Here is a 15,240-nt window from a genome sequence, read left to right as displayed (position 1 = left end):
GTTTATGAACCTAACTAAAAACCCTACATATTTAACATAACACATATAATGCGCACTTAGCTATAGCTACTTTAAGGTCGCCAAGCCACAACGCAAACATGCCACAAACCATTGAAATACTTGATAATCCTAGCCCGTTAAACTTTTTTGCAATGTTTTCCCACATTCCTTTTATGTGTGGATTTTCGTTGCGATCAGCGTGACATCCCAACAAAGCTATCTCTGGGTCAATTCCTGAATTCTCCGCTAGAAAAACTGCTTCTGAATCAGATATATAGCGTCTTCCTTTTCTCATTTCGCTGATTCTGGACGCGTTTACATTCAAATCGTGTGCGATTTGCTTGTCTTGTACGTAGTTTTTCGCCTTTTTGTAGGCATCTAACAGCTCACTTTGATACATGGGACTACCTCCGTTTTCTTGATTTTAGCTTAGTAGTTACGGAAATTCGCATCTAGTAATTACGAAAATCCGCAATTACACTTACGACAAATCGTAATTATGACCGCCTTAGCTTGGGGCGTTTGCCCTTGACGCTTACGTCTTGGCTTTGGCGGTCGCTCTCACACTCAACTAGTCAAGGTGGTTGGCCATGAAAAAGCTCAAAACGAAAAACGCGATTATTCTCGATACTGAAACTACGGGTCTTGGTTCCAATGCAGAGATTGTCGAGTTCACTGCTATCTGTGCAGAGACTGGTAAAGTTATTGTCAATGAGTTGGTAAAACCAACGTGCTCTATCCCTGTGGATGCAACGGCTATCCATGGCATCACAAACGAAGATGTCAAAAACGCATCTGATTTTCATATGGTGTTTTCAACTCGTTTTCTCCCACTTCTCAATGGTCGTCCAATCATCATCTACAACTCAGATTTTGATACGCGCCTTATCATCCAGTCACTACAAAAGCACTGTAACGACGCTTATGTCGCATCAGTTCAAGAAATGTTACTCAAATTCTGCGTTCCTCAGTGCGCAATGCTTTGGTACGCGGAGTTTTACGGTGACTGGAATGACTACCATGAAAACTACAAGTGGCAGTCTCTAACTAACGCATGCTTTCAACAAAATGTGGATGTGTCAGATTTAGCGGCTCATCGAGCTTTAGCTGATTGCGAAATGACTCGACGTCTTATTCATGCTGTTAACGCGAAATTAGAGGCGTAATCATGGATTCCATTTATTTCGATGATGAACCCCAAATCGGAATCAATGTGTATTTTCCTTGGGGTCACCATTTCTTTAAAAATCAAGCTGAATTCAACCAGTTTTTACACATCCATTACGGCAACGATGCTTATCAACTGGTTGAAATTACAGATGAAAATTACAACGAATTGCTATTAAAGGGGGTCTTTCATGCAATTTAAAGATGAAACACGCCCAGTCAAAATTGACCACTTGGCTTTTACGTTTAACTACGGTGATTTACGCCATCTTGATAAGTCTAATGACCAAGATTTCATTAACTTGCAGATGCCTGAGTTTCGTCAACCTACTTCTAGCACTCCAGATGCCATTGAAAGCGCAATGGAGCGTCATAAAGACAAGGTTCGTAAAGTGCTCTCGCATCGCTTTGATGAATTCATGTCAAAGATTTTCGGTTTCCGTTTGTCGCCTATGCGTGGCCGTGGCTTGCATGGCTATCAAGATTCGATGGTGATTCTTGATAAGACGGGAACCGTTGAATGTGGCTTGGTTGGTATTGGTGGCAACAATGACACGGTATTCGTCCAAATCAACGGTACTGGCTGTACCAAGCTTTTTGATTACACCACTCATAAGAAAATACATTTCTGGTTAGCTACGGTGCTTGGTGTTACTCGCCTCGCCCGTCTTGACTTGGCTGTCGATGATTACACGGGAGTTTTTGACTGTGGCTATGCAGAAATATGTTTTTACAACGGTGCGTTTCGTACGGCTAAGCGTGGTCGTGGTCCTTCAATGGTTCCACATAAGCGCATTACTGAATCTGGTGAGTTAATGGAAGAAGCAACGATAGTAGGTTCACGTTCTTCAACCGTTTATTGGCGCATTTACAACAAAAAGTTGGAGCAAAAAATTACTGACCCTGAGGTCATTTGGTATCGAAATGAAGTTGAACTGAAAAAGTGCGACGTCGATATGCTCGCCTCTCCTGCTTCGGCTTTTGCTGGTCTCTGTGATTTTGCCGCCAGTATTGAACCGTCTGAACCAGTCAAGTTTTCCAAGAACAAAAAGGCTCAAGGTTTGGAGTTTTTCTCTCGTATCGCTTGGGCTCGTCGCCAGTGCGGTAAAGCGTTATCTGAGGTCATTGCGATGACTGAGGGTGACTTAGGGGAAGCGTTTGGAATGCTTATTCCTGAAAAATACAGACGAACAAATTTTAACGAGCTAGGCGTACCGGACGCTTACGCTCATCTCAAATCCTTAACTTTGGAGAGTCAAGGCTATGCCAACAATTACAGCAGTAGTTATTAAGAAGTTCCCGAAATCGGGTATGGAGTTCGCGGAGCTTTCAGTTCTTCGTACGGTTGAAGAAGTTGACGTTGAGAAGTTTCAACAGCGTGGTATCGGTTTAAACACTGATATTCCTTTTAACAAACAACCAATTCGCATCAATCTGGAGTACGCAAACCAGTTAATCAACACCAGAGCGTTTGTGCCTAATCGCGAATATGAACTTCGCTTTGATGTGAATATTGATGACCCTCTTGATATTCAAGTTAAGGAACTCATCCCGCTTGATGACGATATTAAAAAACACTTTCAAGCGAGCCTTAAATAATTATGACTCTCTCAGTCTGTGCGGAAATCCTCACTGATGGAACGATTAAAGCTTTCCCCTACGAGCCGTTAGCCAATTGCACGTTCGTAGTGGTGAGTAATGACGACTATCAGTTGATGGCGACTCGCGCAAACTTGGAGTTTGATATTGATGCAGCATTTTACGCTGAGATAACAGGTTATTTGCTGCTCTCTTTTGTGTCCGGTCACGTGCTCGGACGAATCGTTAAAGGGCTTGGTAAAGCCTAATCCTGTAAAACCTTTTGGAGATATTCCTATGAAAAAACTATCTGTTCTTTTGGCTACTGCGGTAGCGTCTGGCTCTACTTTCGCTGCTGACCACTCTGCGGCTATCGGTACGGCTGTTACTGAAGGTCAAGCAAACTACACGCTAGTTGTGGTTGGTCTGATTGGTCTAGCGGCTATCGGTTTTGGTCTTCGTATGATGATTGGCGCGATGCGTTCGTAATCACTATGCAAGAGACGTTAACCGCCATACTCACCCTACTTTTCGCTCTCTCGATGTTCGGTGGATTCGTTGGGGGTTTTAAGTCTGGTATTAACGCCTCCTAGTGGGGCGTTATTTTTTTATAAGGAATACAAATGAGTATTAAACAAAGCATTGCGTCACTGGTTATTTTGCTGAGTGTTTCGTTTAGTGCTTTTGCGGGTTATTGGAACCATCACGGTACTAACAAGCGCTTCCCTACAGCATCCGCCGTTGACTCTTATGTAAAGGATACTTGGAATAATACGGTTCCTAACGGTGAGCCTGACTATATAAAGTATTACGATTGTTATTTTTCTTATTCTGGCACTTATGGAGTTGGTAAGTGTAAGGAGACTGGTTCAAGCCGTCCGTCTAATATTGCGAGTTTCTATTATTTTGATTCTAATATCTGTCCAGATGGTCAGGAATTAATAGACAATGAATGTCAGATTCCTCCTCCTCCTTTCTGTGAGAGGCCTGACACAATTCAACAAATGGACGACTTTAGACAAGCCTGTTATCAAATGGGTAATGGTTTTTCTCCTGATGTTTCCTGCTCTGATGCAACAGAATCTTTAGATATGTTTTGTGATGCTCCTCCTCCTGAGAGTTGTGAGCCGGGTTCCCCTTCATTTCCTGCATGTTTGGACGATGAAAACAAATGTGATGAAAATCATCCTGATTGGAATCCAGAATACGGTATGTGCTGTACGCCAGAAAACAATTGGTGTGACGTCCCTCCACCTGAATCTTGCACCATCTTTTCCCCAAACTGGCCGGAATGTTCGGGTGATACTGATATCGACCCTCCAACGGGTGGTGATTTAGGCGACCCTGATAAACCATCTGGCGGTGGCGGTGGTGGTTCTACTGACCCTGATAAACCTGAACCGGATGTTGATAATACTAGTGATACTCTAGCGGCTATTAAGGCGATGAATAAGGATGTTAACTCTCAGCTAACTGGTATCAATAACGACATGAATAAAAACCAAGTTGAAACAAAATCCGCTCTGGATGCTCTCAAGGCTTCTGTTGATTTGAATACCGATACGGTTGTCGATAATGCAAACCATGTGGCTAACGCTATCAAAGGGCAGTCAGATATGTTGTCTGGTATTGGTAATAAAACCAACGGCTTGCTTACGTCTGCAAACAACCTTTTAAACAACGGCTTTGGTCAGCTATCCAATGACCTTGATGACTTGGAATCAACTAACCAAAAGGGCTTTGGTGATGTGGTCGATGCTATTGAGGGGTTAGGTAAACCTATGGTTGATGGTGGCGGTGGCGGTGCCGTTGTTCCCCTTTATTCAGCTACCCAATTACACAACTTAAACGCTGAAATTACTGTCCTTAAAAATGAGTATAAGGATTTGCTAAACCAGTACCGCGCCTACTTCAATTTTACGTCTGATGTTAACGGCGGTGATTACAACGCTCATAACATCGAACTCACGGTTCGCGGAAATGTAGTCCGTCAACAGAATGCAGTTATGGCAGCGTTACAGGATAACGCAGGAATCATCGGGGCGGTGGTTTTGTTTGTATTTGGCTTGTTAGGGATAAGAGCAATCGGAGGGGCTTTCTAATGTATGAGTTTTTTCAATACATCACCAATATGGGTGAGACCATTCTTAACTATTTCAGTAATGCAGGTAGCTATTTTGATGCGGCTTTTGTGTGGCTCCAAGCATGGTGGATAAAAATGAAATTCATGGTGATGATTGAGTTTCTGCGTATCTCTTATTTGGTGGCTACAACATTATTAGATGAGATTGGTTTTAGCTCCCTATTTTCTGATTTGTTTAACTTGCTCCCCTCTGAACTTCGTTATTGGGGGATATTATTTAAAGTGCCTGATGGGATGGCTATTTATGCCAATTGCGCCACTACTGCACTTGTAATGAGAATGTCGAGGTAACAACAATGGCGATTAGTATCAGAACGGGTGGCAATGGTTCTTATAAATCCGCTTACACGGCGTGGTTTGTTATTCTCCCTGCCCTTAAGGCTGGTCGTGTGGTTGTGACCAACTTTGAGGGTATGCAGCCCTTAGAAGAAATTGAAAAGCGCTTGAATATTAAATTCCCTTCATCTGCTAAGTTGATTCGTATTTTCTCGCGCTCTGAAATTGGTATTGAACTCTGGCAGCATTTCTTCTGTTGGTGCCCTCTTAACGCGCTCATTGTTATTGATGAGTGTCAGGATATCTTTTCTAAAAACATCGGCTTCGATGGTCGAAAAATTAAATACCGCCCTTTAGAAGAATTTCTTCCAAACCTACCTAAAGGTTATAAGGAGTTTTTCGATTCTCGCCACGTTCCTGTCGATTTGAGTACGTTGCAATCGTGCGAGATAGACGATTTAGGCGTGGCTGAATACGACGAAAATGGCCGCATAATCTACCCGTTAACTTATAACGAGGGCTTTATGCGTCATCGAAAATACAACTGGGATATTGAGTTGCTCTCTCCCGACTGGCAGCAGATAGATAGCTCAATCAAGGCGTGTGCTGAGCAAGCTTTCTTTCACAAAAATAGGGATGGTTTTTTCTTTGCTAAGCGTAAACCGTGGATATATAAACATCCTACCAATGTGACTAAGCCAGTCATTCCTCAAAAGAAAGACGCAAACCTATTCCCTCAAAAAATCCCCTTGGAAGCGCACCTGCTTTATAAGTCTACGGGTACGGGTGCGGCTACTAAATCAGGTGGCTTGAATACGCTGTTTCGTTCTCCGAAATTCTTTCTAGCCTTGTTCTTAATGATTGCTTGTCCGGTGTATTTTATTTATGGCGCTATGGATTTACTTACTGAAGATGAAAGTCAGGTTTCAACAGATGAACTTGAGACGAAAACTAACAGCCAAAATTTGGAATCTGTTCCGGCTGGACGGGCTTCGACGTCTGCTCAAGGGGATTCTGTTTTACCTAGCGGTGGGACTGTTAATTCGAGTAGTCAGCAAAGCGGCTCTCCTTTTGTTCCTGTAACGGATGTTCTCTATTTTGAGGGACTTCAATCTGCTTATCTGTCTGGTTTTCATAAGAAGACGATCATTAAACAGAAAAACGGTATCAACTTGAGAACGGCTAACTTTGATGTTGTGATTAACGCCTATACCGACGATGGGCTTTATTCAATCAATAAGCGCTATCTCGATGCCGTGGATGTTCAATTTGAGCTATTGGACGAATGCTTAATGGTCCTCAAGCAAGGTGAGCTTAAAAGCCTGATAACGTGTGAGCCATCCACTAATGACCGTGGTGGTCGTGATGTAGATTCCATTCAGACGGATGTCGCCAGCATTGGCTCTCTACGAGGTCAAGCGATGAGTGAAAACTCTTTTTTGATGTAAGTTGATTTTGCTATCAAAATGCGAACCGGTGCCAGGACTCGAGAGAATTTTTTGCTATCATAATTAAACCAAGTAATCAGCTGCAGCTAGGTGAAATGATGGCAATTACAATTCGAGATATTCAAGAGCATGAGGAAATGCTCTCACGACTTAAAGAACAAACTGGGACTTCAACAATGAGTAAGGCTCTTTTGAAAGGCGGCTACGATGCCTTGAAGTTCAAAGAGCTTTATTTAGCTGAGTGTAATAAAAACAAGAAGCTTCGTGATGAGCTTTATCGAAGTTCGGAGGCTGTCGGTGATTATCTTGACGCTCTTGACGGTCTTCGTTCTTTTGCACGCTAGTTTCGTCATCCTCCCCGAAGGGATAAGGAGTTGCGGAGCGACGACGGGGCACCAAGCCGCCCACTTAACTAAAGATAGCCTCCCCACTTAATCGGCGCGGTTAGCAACCCAAACTCACTTGGGTTCTGCCGCCCTCCTTTCCTGCTAGACCATTCAAAACGCCCAGGGCACTCCCAAGTGTCGGCTCTATCTCATCTTTTCCCATAGTTCTCTAAATCAATCGAGTGTCGAGATTGATTCTTCTATTTGGCGGTTGCCCGACAATAAGTGACGACGACGAAGACTGAGGAGGAGGAGCGCAGCGGAGGGCAAACCCCCGTTCTGTATCACGGGGGTAAATTCCCCCGTAACTTAAGGCCTTGCACTGACCTAGACTACCTGCAAGCGTAGCGCACCAGTGTTTGAGCGTTAGCGAGTTATAACCCGCATTCTTTCCATAACTTTGTATAAACCTTCTTACTTCCGGCTAGGGAAAAAGTCACCCTACGTTTTCCATTAAAGAAGCTCACCTCGACTGATTTACCACTTACAATTTGCTGAAATAGTTCTTTTGGCGGGTTCCTTGAATAATACATGTCGTCATATTCTTTAGAGCCTCCTTTGATCGAGATACTATTTCCTCCATCTACTTTTAATTGTATGTTTGAAACTCCATGCCAAGAGTAAAAGCTAGGATGTTTCAACCCTATCATGGAGAAAGCTTTCTTATCTGTTCCAATGCCACAACCTATGTGAAATTGTGCTCTGTCACTTATCGTATATTCAGTTTTGAAATATGACCCACTTGCTGAACTCTGACCTGATGTGCCACTAAATCCTGCATAGCAAGGCGTAGATAAACTCACCGCTAGTAATAGTATTTTTTTCATTTATAAGCCCTTGACGCTTGTTATATGAAATTTATTGCCTTTTAAGTCCGGCTATACATCTAGCATATTTAACGAGTCTTGTAAGCGTTTCTGTGTCACTAGGTGATTGAATTTCAAGTAAAGCTATTCCAGTTAGGATCTCTTGGGGTGTAACTAGTTGTCCTGTGGGTAGTTCAAGCGTGTCTTTATGCATTTTGAAATTTTCCCAAGCTTCTGAGGTGGCTAGTTCCCTCCCCTTGGTCATTCTCATCAGTCGTTTGCATTCAGGTGGTATGGGCTTTCCCGAATCCCATAATTTGACCACCCTCACACTTTTAAAACATAGTTTTGCTGCTTCTTCTACGCTTAAACCACACTCAAATTCACGAAAAACGTAATTCTTGCTCATTTTTCGAAAGTTCGTCATATATACCCTGATAATCAAAAGGGTGTATATGTAATTGATATGAAACATTATTCAACATAACGTCGCATAATGCGCACTGTAATAGTGGTTCCTGTGGACTTGCAATCACTAAAGCCAATCCGGCACAAGCCATTGAAATACCTGATAATCCAAGCCCATTAAACTTTTTTGCAATCCCTTCCCATACTGCTTTTATCTGCGGATTATCATTGCGATCAGCGTGACAACCCAACAATGCAATCTCAGGGTCTAAACCTGATTGCTCTGCAAGAAAAATTGCTTGTGTATCAGTCATATAACGCTTTCCTTTGCGGAAATCACTGATTCTCTGCGGCGGCACATTCATATCCGCTGCAATTTGTTTGTCTTGTACGTAACTTTGAGCCTTTTTGTAGGCATCTAATAGTTTGTTCTGATACATACCGCTTCCTCCGTTTCCGTCAGTTTAGCTTATCAATCACCATTTTTGGTGTCTTGCGCTAACCAATTTTGGTGATTAGGCTACTAACCAAATTTGGTTATTCAATCAGTATCAGACCGCCTTAGCTCTGGGCGTTTGCCCTTGACGCTTTCGCGCTTGGCTTTGGCGGTCGCTCTCTCAACTAGTCAAGGTGGTTGTTTAAAAATGTTTGATTATCATAAGCTAGATTGTGATCACATCATCGCTTGCGATGGTATCGAGTTTGGTTTTAACGAAACTACCTCTGAGTGTTGGTTTGCTGTTTGCCATACTTTTAATGCCTGTGCTGTTACGGTTCATAGTGTTTTTGAGCCTCAAACAATCTTCCATTCTGTTGTTTCTATTTACCCAAATCGCTTTCCTGCGGTTAGTTTTGATAAGAATTCTGTTGAGTTCCGTTTTGATGATATTGACTGCTATAAGCAGTTTTGCCGTCACTTTTCTATCAATCCTTGTCAAAAAGTTCTCCAAGATATGGAGGCTCAATAATGCGTGAACTTGTTATTGATTTGGCATCAGGCAAACAAGAATGGATTGATTTTGTTCCTGTCCATTCTTGGGCTTCATGTGAGCACATTCCTGACAACTTATTCGACCATCGTTTTGAGTACGTCGACCACAGATTCACAACGCCTGAGGATTTCATTCCGTCGGCTGTGAAGTCGGCAATGAGTGCGCCAATCTACTCACACGACCTGTCAGATTTTATTGAGCGCCCTACTTCTAACCCTTGCTTGGATTTGCCGAAATCATTACACCGTAACGGCGACTTCGCTCGACACATGACACGCGCTTACACCGACATCCTGAAAACACGCAACGCTTTAGAAGCTGTACGCGCAGTTAATGACGCTCACGACCGTTTGACTGAGCACGGCTACAGCTACGCGATGTCAGATGAGCAAATTACCAATCTAGCCAAGCGCAAATCACGCGACTTTTCTCGCGTGTTAAGTGCAATTCCGCTTGAAGAATCACAAGCGCGTTTTGATAAAGCATGTCAGCTTCTTGATTCATTAGGCTTGGCATTCTCACCTGAGCAAATTCAATACGCAGAAAACAACTGTGAACTTTTCGCATTGGTGAACCGTGCGCTTGATGAGCATTGGCTTGTTCGTCAACTGCGCCGTAAATGTGCTTACGAGGTTGAATGTGTTGCGCGTGATTTAGCGCTTGTTCAACGCCGTAAGCAAGTTTACTGCTCGGATTTTTCTCTAAACCGTCAACGTGATCGCAATACGTCTAACCGCATCGCGCTAGAAAACACGATTGCTTACGATGAGGCTGACCCGTCTAACTACTTCACACTCAGTGAGTTATCGGCTAAGTCGGTTTCTAACGCTGAGATTCGCCGCGCTGAAATGTTCGTTCGTCTGCGTGGCTTTGAGGAAATCGCTCAAGAATCGAATCACGATGCGGTGTTCTTCACTGTGACGGCTCCGTCTCGTTTTCACTCTGTTTCTAAAGGCGACATCAACCCGAAATGGCTTGAGGCTGGCAAGCCTGATGCGAAAGCGGCTCACGCTTATCTAATGGGCGTTTGGGCAAATCTTCGTAAGTCGATTGATAAGAGCAAAATCAAGGTTTACGGGATGCGCATTGTCGAGCCTCACCAAGACGGCACTCCGCATCACCACTTGTTGCTGTTCATGGAGAAATCCGCACGCAAATTTGTGACGTCTGAGTTTCGTCGTCTTGCTATGGCTGACTCTCCTGACGAAAAAGGTGCAAAGAAAGCCCGTTTCAAAGCCGAAGTTATCGACTGGTCGCAAGGTTCAGCCGTTGGTTATGTCGCTAAGTACCTAAGCAAAAACATCGACGGTCAGCACATTGATTCAGACAAAGGTTCGTCTTTGTCTGGCTCGGATGCGGCGGAACGTGTCGTAACTTGGGCGCGTGTGAATCAAATTCGTCAATTTCAATTTATTGGTGGTCCATCTGTCACGGTATGGCGTGAGCTTCGTCGTCTTCGTGATGAATTCAAAGAGGACGATGCTTTGTTTACAGATTTATCTCAAGACGAACACTTTCTATTAGAAAAGGTTCGCCGCTCTGCTGATGAGGGCGACTGGAAAGCGTTTTGTTACGCAATGGGCGGCGTGTTTGTTAAGCGCAAAGACCAACCAGTAAAAGCGGAATATTCCGTTTCAACCTCTATCGAAAAACTGATTGCTTCGGGCGGTGAATACTCATCGACTCGCTACGGTGATATGGCTCAAGCACGTTTGAATGGCTTGATGTTCCATAAGATTTTTATCGCGACTCGCTTCCGTACTTGGAAGACCGAGAACAAGCAACAATTCATCCGTGCTCAACAAGGCATCATGTCTAACGTGGTCGATTACTTCGACGCGCTAGAACGTGAAAAAGAATACGAGCGTATGTATGACGACCTTTACGAGCAATACGAAAAACACCTAGCGCTCTATGACGAAATGGAAGCGCTGTTGCTCACCGACCCTCAGGAAATTAATGCGTCGTGTTGGGTGGGCGCAGCCCCGCCCGACATGATGCATTAATTTCCCTTGGACTTGTGTCAATAACTGTCATTTCAATTTTCAACTAACCAACAACGTAAAAATAAGGGCAAAACACTATGAGAATGGAAGGTTTAATTCTAGATGCTTCGGACATCGTTCAAGAAACCAAAACAGACCGTAACGGCGAACAAAAGCAAAACGGCAAGCTGCGTCTCATTACGACCAACCCGACAGACACTATTGAAGTGCGCGTGTCTCCTGAGCTTTGGGAAAACGGCAAGGCTGGCGAACTACTCAAGCGCTGTGTGGGCAATCGCATGATGTTTGATGTGGAACACAAGAAATTCAGCTTTGGTAACGATGAGGGTAAACACGTCTCTATCGACGGTTTCCACCTCTACGCCCTACCTCAATTAAACGAGAAGTAAGGGCTAAATCATGACCGAGACGCAATTTTCAGAGCTAATGGCTCGACTCGATAACTTTCAGTTGATGGTGTTCTTAGGCATTTGCTTCTTGTTAGTTGCGCTCGGTTGGATGGTCGGAGGGCAAAGATAAATGCTGTCAATAGAGTTCATGCTCGGCTGTTTTGGGGCAGCATTTATCCTTGGCTTCTCGATTGGTTTCCACATTCTTGGATTCAAGAAAGCGGCTGAGGTTTCAACTTCTTCATAAACAACACATAGGAAATAAGACTATGGAAAAGCAAAGCAAAGTACGCGCAGCAATGGCTAAGTCTGGCGCAGTAGTAACAACAAAACGTGCGACATTTGGTGGTGCACTTCTCATGGCTGCATCTGGAGCACATGCAGCATTGCCAGATCAGGCAGCGCAAGCATTCGCTGATTTAAGCACGTTTGTTACTGACATGCTCGCCTCTACTTGGACAATCGCTGTTCCACTAACGGTTGGCTTCATCGGCATCAAGCTATTCAAGAAAGGTGCAAACAAAGCAACGTAATTCTAACGATTGTTTTATACACCACCCCCCACGGCTTTGTGAGTGGCATCAATACTCACTAATCAACGGATAAGGGGGCTCATGCTCCCTTTTTTCTTGGTTTTATACAATGAATCACTATCTGCGTTTTTTTATCGCCCTTATTATTCTATGTGCTAGTAGTCATACGTATGCTTTAGAAGCACGTATTAGTCATATGCAAATGAGGGGTTGTGGCTCTCAAGGTGATTGGGTTGACCCTTACAAGGTGAATACTTGTTTTTTGGATACTGGGTATTTCGACTCATGCACATTTGAGAAGACATCATATGCTAATGCTCGCGATCCCTATCAAACGGTTTGTGATAATGGGCTCGGTCTTTCTTATTCTGAGGTTCGTTGTCCAGAAAATAGCGAATTTGATCCCTCAACCTTACGTTGTAAATCGGTCTGTGAATATGGCGAAAACCCTGACGGTTCTTGTATGGATGCCTGTCAGTTCAAGCAATCCATTGATGACAAACAATCACTTCACTGGTCGGCTTATGTTTATGGTGAGCAAGTTACGGGGGCATGTTATGGCGATTTTGGCGCAACCCGTTGTGAACTTGAGCGTATTCCAAATGACACTACGCTTTGTACCGATGTCGACTCCGGCGAGTTCACTCAAAACACTCGATGCCACGGTAATTTTCAATTCACTGGTAATCAGTGTGAGGGTGGTACGCTGTTTTGGGGTAAAGATGGTCCTGACACCCCTATTATTCCCGATGATCCAATTCACGACCCTGACGACCCAACGAGCGACATCGAAGACCCTAGCGTACTGCCTGACGGCTCAACCAATACGGTTAACCCACCGGACACTGACGCGGAGCCAGAAGTCGAAGACCCTGACACGGATGAATCAACCGATAAGGGCGTTGTCAGTGCGATTAAAGGGCTTAACTCGGATGTGAACAAGGCACTTAACGCACTCAACGTCGACCTCAATCAATCGAGCGCTGATATTCAAAACCAAATCATTGCGCTCAATGCGTCAATGGTGACTAACACCCAAGCGATTCAGAAGCAGCAAATCAACGACAACAAGATTTACGAAAACACTAAGGCGCTGATTCAGCAAGCTAACGGTGACATCACGACCGCGGTCAATCGAAACACCAATTCTGTTGGTGAGGTGGTAAAGGGACTCGATGATTTGCAAACCACTAACGCTGATGGATTTGCAGAGCTATCGGATAAGCTCGACGACCTCAAGCCTTGTGAGCCTACCGAGGAAAACAACTATTGTGAAAACCCTCATGGTTTAGGTTCGGATTATGTCGGTGATGTGCTGACTCAAGCGGATAAAGCCGTGTCCGGTGCGATGAATTCCTATGAAAAGACCGTGACCGATGCGGCTAACAATTTGATTGAGAAGAATCTGACGGCGGAGTCTGAGGGGCATATTAATGCCATATCGGATTCGTTTTTGAGTGTGTTACCTAAGCCTACGCCCTGCATGAATCTATCCTTGCCTACGCTTGGCGGTGGTCGCGCTTCTATTTCTTGTGAGTTTTCGCAGAAACTCAAAATGATCATCTCAATTCTGATTTACATCTACACGATTAAGACGCTTGTTGAAATCCTGCTGACTGAGGTCACGCCTGTACCAAGTAACAAGCCAGGTTCGGGGAGATATTACTAATGATTCAGCTATTACCAATTGTCAGCACCATTGGGACGGCGTTGCGCCTCCCTGCTCTGGTTGCCTTTATCTCTCAGATAGCGACAGCGTTATTTGGTTGGTTCTTCATTGCGAAAGCACGAAACGTCACGATTAACTTGGTCATTTTAACGCTGCTAATCGGCTTGACCGTCACCCTCACCTTGGCAATTTACACCCTTGCAATGGGTCTGTCTTATGTTGCGCCTCCAATGTGGTCACAAGCAGCGGGTATGTTCATCCCTAATAACGCCGTGCCTTGTGTCAGTGCGATTTACTCTGCGCGTCTGCTTCGTTGGGTGTGGGAGTGGAAGTTCTACGCGATTGTGAGGGCGGCGTAATGGCATCGGTCTACTTTGTTACGGGTAAGCTCGGCTCAGGTAAAACACTAACGGCAGTCGGTAAGATTCGCGAGGCATTTATGCGCGGTGTGCCTGTGGCGACAAACCTCGATATCAACTTGAAAGAAATGCTTGGACGCAACAAGCGCAATACTCGCCTTTATCGTCTGCCGGACAAGCCTCAGGTAGAAGATTTGATGGTGATTGGCTCGGCAAACAAGAGCTATGACACCAAAAAAGACGGCTTGATTGTGCTCGATGAGTGCGGAACGTGGTTTAACTCGCGCACGTGGAACGACAAGAATCGACAAAAGTTAATTGATCACCTTTTGCATATTCGAAAGCTTGGATGGGATGTCATTTTCATTGTTCAAGACATTTCGATTGTTGATAAGCAAGCGCGTCTCGCACTGGCTGAACACACCGTGTTTTGTCGCCGTTTAGACCGTCTTCAAGTCCCTATCGTCTCCACTGCGGTATCCGTTCTGACGCTTGGTCAACTCAAGTTGAAAATGCCTAAGTTGCACGTTGGCATCGTGAAGTATGGTGATAACGCAAACTCGCTCACCGTCGATAAATGGATGCTCTGGGGTACAGACTTATACAGCTCTTACGACACTAAGCAGATGTTTAGAAACAACTATGAGGACGGCGTTTATTCAGTATTGCCGCCCTACTATACCCACGGACGTTACACTGTCCCGTATACGTTGAGAAATATCATGCGCATTACGAAAATCTATCTCCGTAAATACTCTCGATTCAGTGTGTTTGCGGCAGGTGTCGCCGTCTCGTTTGCGGTGTTCACCTTAGTTGGCACGCCGAACATGTCGACAGAACCCGAAACGGCTCAAACAGCGGTGCCTCGTGAGTCATTGAGTGACTTGCTCGACGGCTATCGAATCGAATCGTCAATGAATCCCCCAAACGTTGCCCCGTCTTTTGTGTTGGTTAAGGACGATGTACGTCTGTCGTCGTCGCAACTATACGCAAAAGGCTTTACGGCTCAATCTAACGGCTCTTGCTCCATTACGGTGAGTGGCAACGGTCAATCATTCAAAGTCATGTGCTAGGGAAAAA

Annotated in this window: 20 protein-coding genes and 1 pseudogene; 17 read left to right on the top strand and 4 right to left on the bottom strand. The window is 44.5% G+C overall.

The genetic code is table 11. The features are described 5' to 3' along the window. Window positions 1–31: 31 nt before the first annotated feature. Window positions 32–400, bottom strand: a complete 369-nt coding sequence (locus tag KI742_RS09150; protein ID WP_021483992.1) for a DUF3693 domain-containing protein — start codon at window positions 398–400, stop codon at window positions 32–34. A gap of 190 nt (window positions 401–590) precedes the next feature. On the opposite strand from KI742_RS09150, the gene KI742_RS09145 reads away from it, so the two are divergent. From KI742_RS09145 to KI742_RS09100, 10 genes are all read left to right on the top strand, one after another. Beyond that, complete coding sequence (locus tag KI742_RS09145; RefSeq protein WP_285385983.1) at window positions 591–1,166, top strand: 3'-5' exonuclease; 576 nt, start codon at window positions 591–593, stop codon at window positions 1,164–1,166. Between the two features lie 2 nt (window positions 1,167–1,168). Then, complete coding sequence (locus KI742_RS09140; protein WP_043048356.1) at window positions 1,169–1,369, top strand: hypothetical protein; 201 nt, start codon at window positions 1,169–1,171, stop codon at window positions 1,367–1,369. Next, window positions 1,359–2,459 (top strand): replication initiation factor domain-containing protein, encoded by a 1,101-nt coding sequence (locus KI742_RS09135; protein ID WP_043048353.1) that lies wholly within the window; start codon window positions 1,359–1,361, stop codon window positions 2,457–2,459. Before KI742_RS09140 ends, KI742_RS09135 begins: the two co-directional genes overlap by 11 nt. Continuing rightward, window positions 2,431–2,766 (top strand): DUF1293 domain-containing protein, encoded by a 336-nt coding sequence (locus KI742_RS09130; protein ID WP_063518146.1) that lies wholly within the window; start codon window positions 2,431–2,433, stop codon window positions 2,764–2,766. Before KI742_RS09135 ends, KI742_RS09130 begins: the two co-directional genes overlap by 29 nt. 2 nt (window positions 2,767–2,768) lie before the next feature. Next, the gene (locus KI742_RS09125; RefSeq protein ID WP_005376279.1) at window positions 2,769–3,014 is read left to right on the top strand and encodes a hypothetical protein; all 246 of its coding nucleotides are present in this window, start codon (window positions 2,769–2,771) and stop codon (window positions 3,012–3,014) included. Between the two features lie 28 nt (window positions 3,015–3,042). Continuing rightward, entirely contained in the window at window positions 3,043–3,234 is a 192-nt protein-coding gene (locus KI742_RS09120; protein WP_031812170.1) for a hypothetical protein, read from the top strand. A 134-nt stretch (window positions 3,235–3,368) separates the two neighbouring features. Next, window positions 3,369–4,847: a chemotaxis protein gene (locus KI742_RS09115; protein ID WP_213916702.1), complete on the top strand. Its 1,479-nt coding sequence runs from the start codon at window positions 3,369–3,371 to the stop codon at window positions 4,845–4,847. Continuing rightward, entirely contained in the window at window positions 4,847–5,179 is a 333-nt protein-coding gene (locus tag KI742_RS09110) for a DUF2523 family protein (RefSeq protein ID WP_005376274.1), read from the top strand. Before KI742_RS09115 ends, KI742_RS09110 begins: the two co-directional genes overlap by 1 nt. A 5-nt stretch (window positions 5,180–5,184) precedes the next feature. Beyond that, window positions 5,185–6,612, top strand: coding sequence for a zonular occludens toxin domain-containing protein (locus tag KI742_RS09105; protein WP_285385979.1), 1,428 nt, complete (start codon window positions 5,185–5,187; stop codon window positions 6,610–6,612). Between the two features lie 98 nt (window positions 6,613–6,710). Continuing rightward, window positions 6,711–6,956, top strand: a complete 246-nt coding sequence (locus tag KI742_RS09100; protein ID WP_086494969.1) for a hypothetical protein — start codon at window positions 6,711–6,713, stop codon at window positions 6,954–6,956. Window positions 6,957–7,372: 416 nt separating this feature from the next. On the opposite strand, the gene KI742_RS09095 is transcribed toward KI742_RS09100, so the two are convergent. From KI742_RS09095 to KI742_RS09085, 3 genes and pseudogenes are all read right to left on the bottom strand, one after another. Continuing rightward, entirely contained in the window at window positions 7,373–7,825 is a 453-nt protein-coding gene (locus tag KI742_RS09095) for a hypothetical protein (RefSeq protein WP_086494970.1), read from the bottom strand. Between the two features lie 31 nt (window positions 7,826–7,856). Beyond that, window positions 7,857–8,231 (bottom strand): phage protein, encoded by a 375-nt coding sequence (locus tag KI742_RS09090; RefSeq protein ID WP_029851182.1) that lies wholly within the window; start codon window positions 8,229–8,231, stop codon window positions 7,857–7,859. A 67-nt stretch (window positions 8,232–8,298) separates the two neighbouring features. After that, a pseudogene (locus KI742_RS09085) lies at window positions 8,299–8,652 on the bottom strand (DUF3693 domain-containing protein); the annotation flags it as partial. Between the two features lie 93 nt (window positions 8,653–8,745). On the opposite strand from KI742_RS09085, the gene KI742_RS09080 reads away from it, so the two are divergent. The 7 genes from KI742_RS09080 (at window position 8,746) to KI742_RS09050 (ending at window position 15,233) form a co-directional block, all read left to right on the top strand. Then, window positions 8,746–9,180, top strand: coding sequence for a hypothetical protein (locus KI742_RS09080; protein WP_213899892.1), 435 nt, complete (start codon window positions 8,746–8,748; stop codon window positions 9,178–9,180). Further along, a complete protein-coding gene (locus KI742_RS09075) occupies window positions 9,180–11,210 on the top strand; it encodes a replication endonuclease (RefSeq protein ID WP_285385973.1) in 2,031 nt (676 codons plus the stop codon). Before KI742_RS09080 ends, KI742_RS09075 begins: the two co-directional genes overlap by 1 nt. Window positions 11,211–11,293: 83 nt before the next feature. Then, complete coding sequence (locus KI742_RS09070) at window positions 11,294–11,599, top strand: hypothetical protein (protein ID WP_012841822.1); 306 nt, start codon at window positions 11,294–11,296, stop codon at window positions 11,597–11,599. A 269-nt stretch (window positions 11,600–11,868) separates the two neighbouring features. Beyond that, entirely contained in the window at window positions 11,869–12,132 is a 264-nt protein-coding gene (locus KI742_RS09065; RefSeq protein WP_140104866.1) for a major coat protein, read from the top strand. Between the two features lie 109 nt (window positions 12,133–12,241). Then, window positions 12,242–13,801, top strand: a complete 1,560-nt coding sequence (locus tag KI742_RS09060; RefSeq protein ID WP_285385972.1) for a methyl-accepting chemotaxis protein — start codon at window positions 12,242–12,244, stop codon at window positions 13,799–13,801. Next, window positions 13,801–14,160 (top strand): DUF5455 family protein, encoded by a 360-nt coding sequence (locus KI742_RS09055; protein WP_258670258.1) that lies wholly within the window; start codon window positions 13,801–13,803, stop codon window positions 14,158–14,160. Before KI742_RS09060 ends, KI742_RS09055 begins: the two co-directional genes overlap by 1 nt. Continuing rightward, complete coding sequence (locus KI742_RS09050; RefSeq protein ID WP_285386047.1) at window positions 14,160–15,233, top strand: zonular occludens toxin domain-containing protein; 1,074 nt, start codon at window positions 14,160–14,162, stop codon at window positions 15,231–15,233. The genes KI742_RS09055 and KI742_RS09050 overlap by 1 nt, the downstream gene beginning before the upstream one ends. Window positions 15,234–15,240: the final 7 nt, after the last annotated feature.

This window comes from Vibrio sp. D417a, assembly GCF_030248595.1.
GTDB lineage: Bacteria > Pseudomonadota > Gammaproteobacteria > Enterobacterales > Vibrionaceae > Vibrio > Vibrio alginolyticus.
This window is presented reverse-complemented; position numbering and strand designations above follow the sequence as displayed.

Excerpts from the sequence above, each read along its gene's own strand:
- KI742_RS09095 (WP_086494970.1), bottom strand. The coding sequence starts at position 7,825 with ATGAAAAAAATACTATTACTAGCGGTGAGTTTATCTACGCCTTGCTAT.
- KI742_RS09050 (WP_285386047.1), top strand. The coding sequence starts at position 14,160 with ATGGCATCGGTCTACTTTGTTACGGGTAAGCTCGGCTCAGGTAAAACA.
- KI742_RS09090 (WP_029851182.1), bottom strand. The coding sequence starts at position 8,231 with ATGACGAACTTTCGAAAAATGAGCAAGAATTACGTTTTTCGTGAATTT.
- KI742_RS09135 (WP_043048353.1), top strand. The coding sequence starts at position 1,359 with ATGCAATTTAAAGATGAAACACGCCCAGTCAAAATTGACCACTTGGCT.
- KI742_RS09120 (WP_031812170.1), top strand. The coding sequence starts at position 3,043 with ATGAAAAAACTATCTGTTCTTTTGGCTACTGCGGTAGCGTCTGGCTCT.
- KI742_RS09140 (WP_043048356.1), top strand. The coding sequence starts at position 1,169 with ATGGATTCCATTTATTTCGATGATGAACCCCAAATCGGAATCAATGTG.
- KI742_RS09110 (WP_005376274.1), top strand. The coding sequence starts at position 4,847 with ATGTATGAGTTTTTTCAATACATCACCAATATGGGTGAGACCATTCTT.
- KI742_RS09065 (WP_140104866.1), top strand. The coding sequence starts at position 11,869 with ATGGAAAAGCAAAGCAAAGTACGCGCAGCAATGGCTAAGTCTGGCGCA.
- KI742_RS09075 (WP_285385973.1), top strand. The coding sequence starts at position 9,180 with ATGCGTGAACTTGTTATTGATTTGGCATCAGGCAAACAAGAATGGATT.
- KI742_RS09060 (WP_285385972.1), top strand. The coding sequence starts at position 12,242 with ATGAATCACTATCTGCGTTTTTTTATCGCCCTTATTATTCTATGTGCT.
- KI742_RS09100 (WP_086494969.1), top strand. The coding sequence starts at position 6,711 with ATGGCAATTACAATTCGAGATATTCAAGAGCATGAGGAAATGCTCTCA.
- KI742_RS09105 (WP_285385979.1), top strand. The coding sequence starts at position 5,185 with ATGGCGATTAGTATCAGAACGGGTGGCAATGGTTCTTATAAATCCGCT.
- KI742_RS09055 (WP_258670258.1), top strand. The coding sequence starts at position 13,801 with ATGATTCAGCTATTACCAATTGTCAGCACCATTGGGACGGCGTTGCGC.
- KI742_RS09125 (WP_005376279.1), top strand. The coding sequence starts at position 2,769 with ATGACTCTCTCAGTCTGTGCGGAAATCCTCACTGATGGAACGATTAAA.
- KI742_RS09150 (WP_021483992.1), bottom strand. The coding sequence starts at position 400 with ATGTATCAAAGTGAGCTGTTAGATGCCTACAAAAAGGCGAAAAACTAC.
- KI742_RS09145 (WP_285385983.1), top strand. The coding sequence starts at position 591 with ATGAAAAAGCTCAAAACGAAAAACGCGATTATTCTCGATACTGAAACT.
- KI742_RS09115 (WP_213916702.1), top strand. The coding sequence starts at position 3,369 with ATGAGTATTAAACAAAGCATTGCGTCACTGGTTATTTTGCTGAGTGTT.
- KI742_RS09070 (WP_012841822.1), top strand. The coding sequence starts at position 11,294 with ATGGAAGGTTTAATTCTAGATGCTTCGGACATCGTTCAAGAAACCAAA.
- KI742_RS09130 (WP_063518146.1), top strand. The coding sequence starts at position 2,431 with ATGCCAACAATTACAGCAGTAGTTATTAAGAAGTTCCCGAAATCGGGT.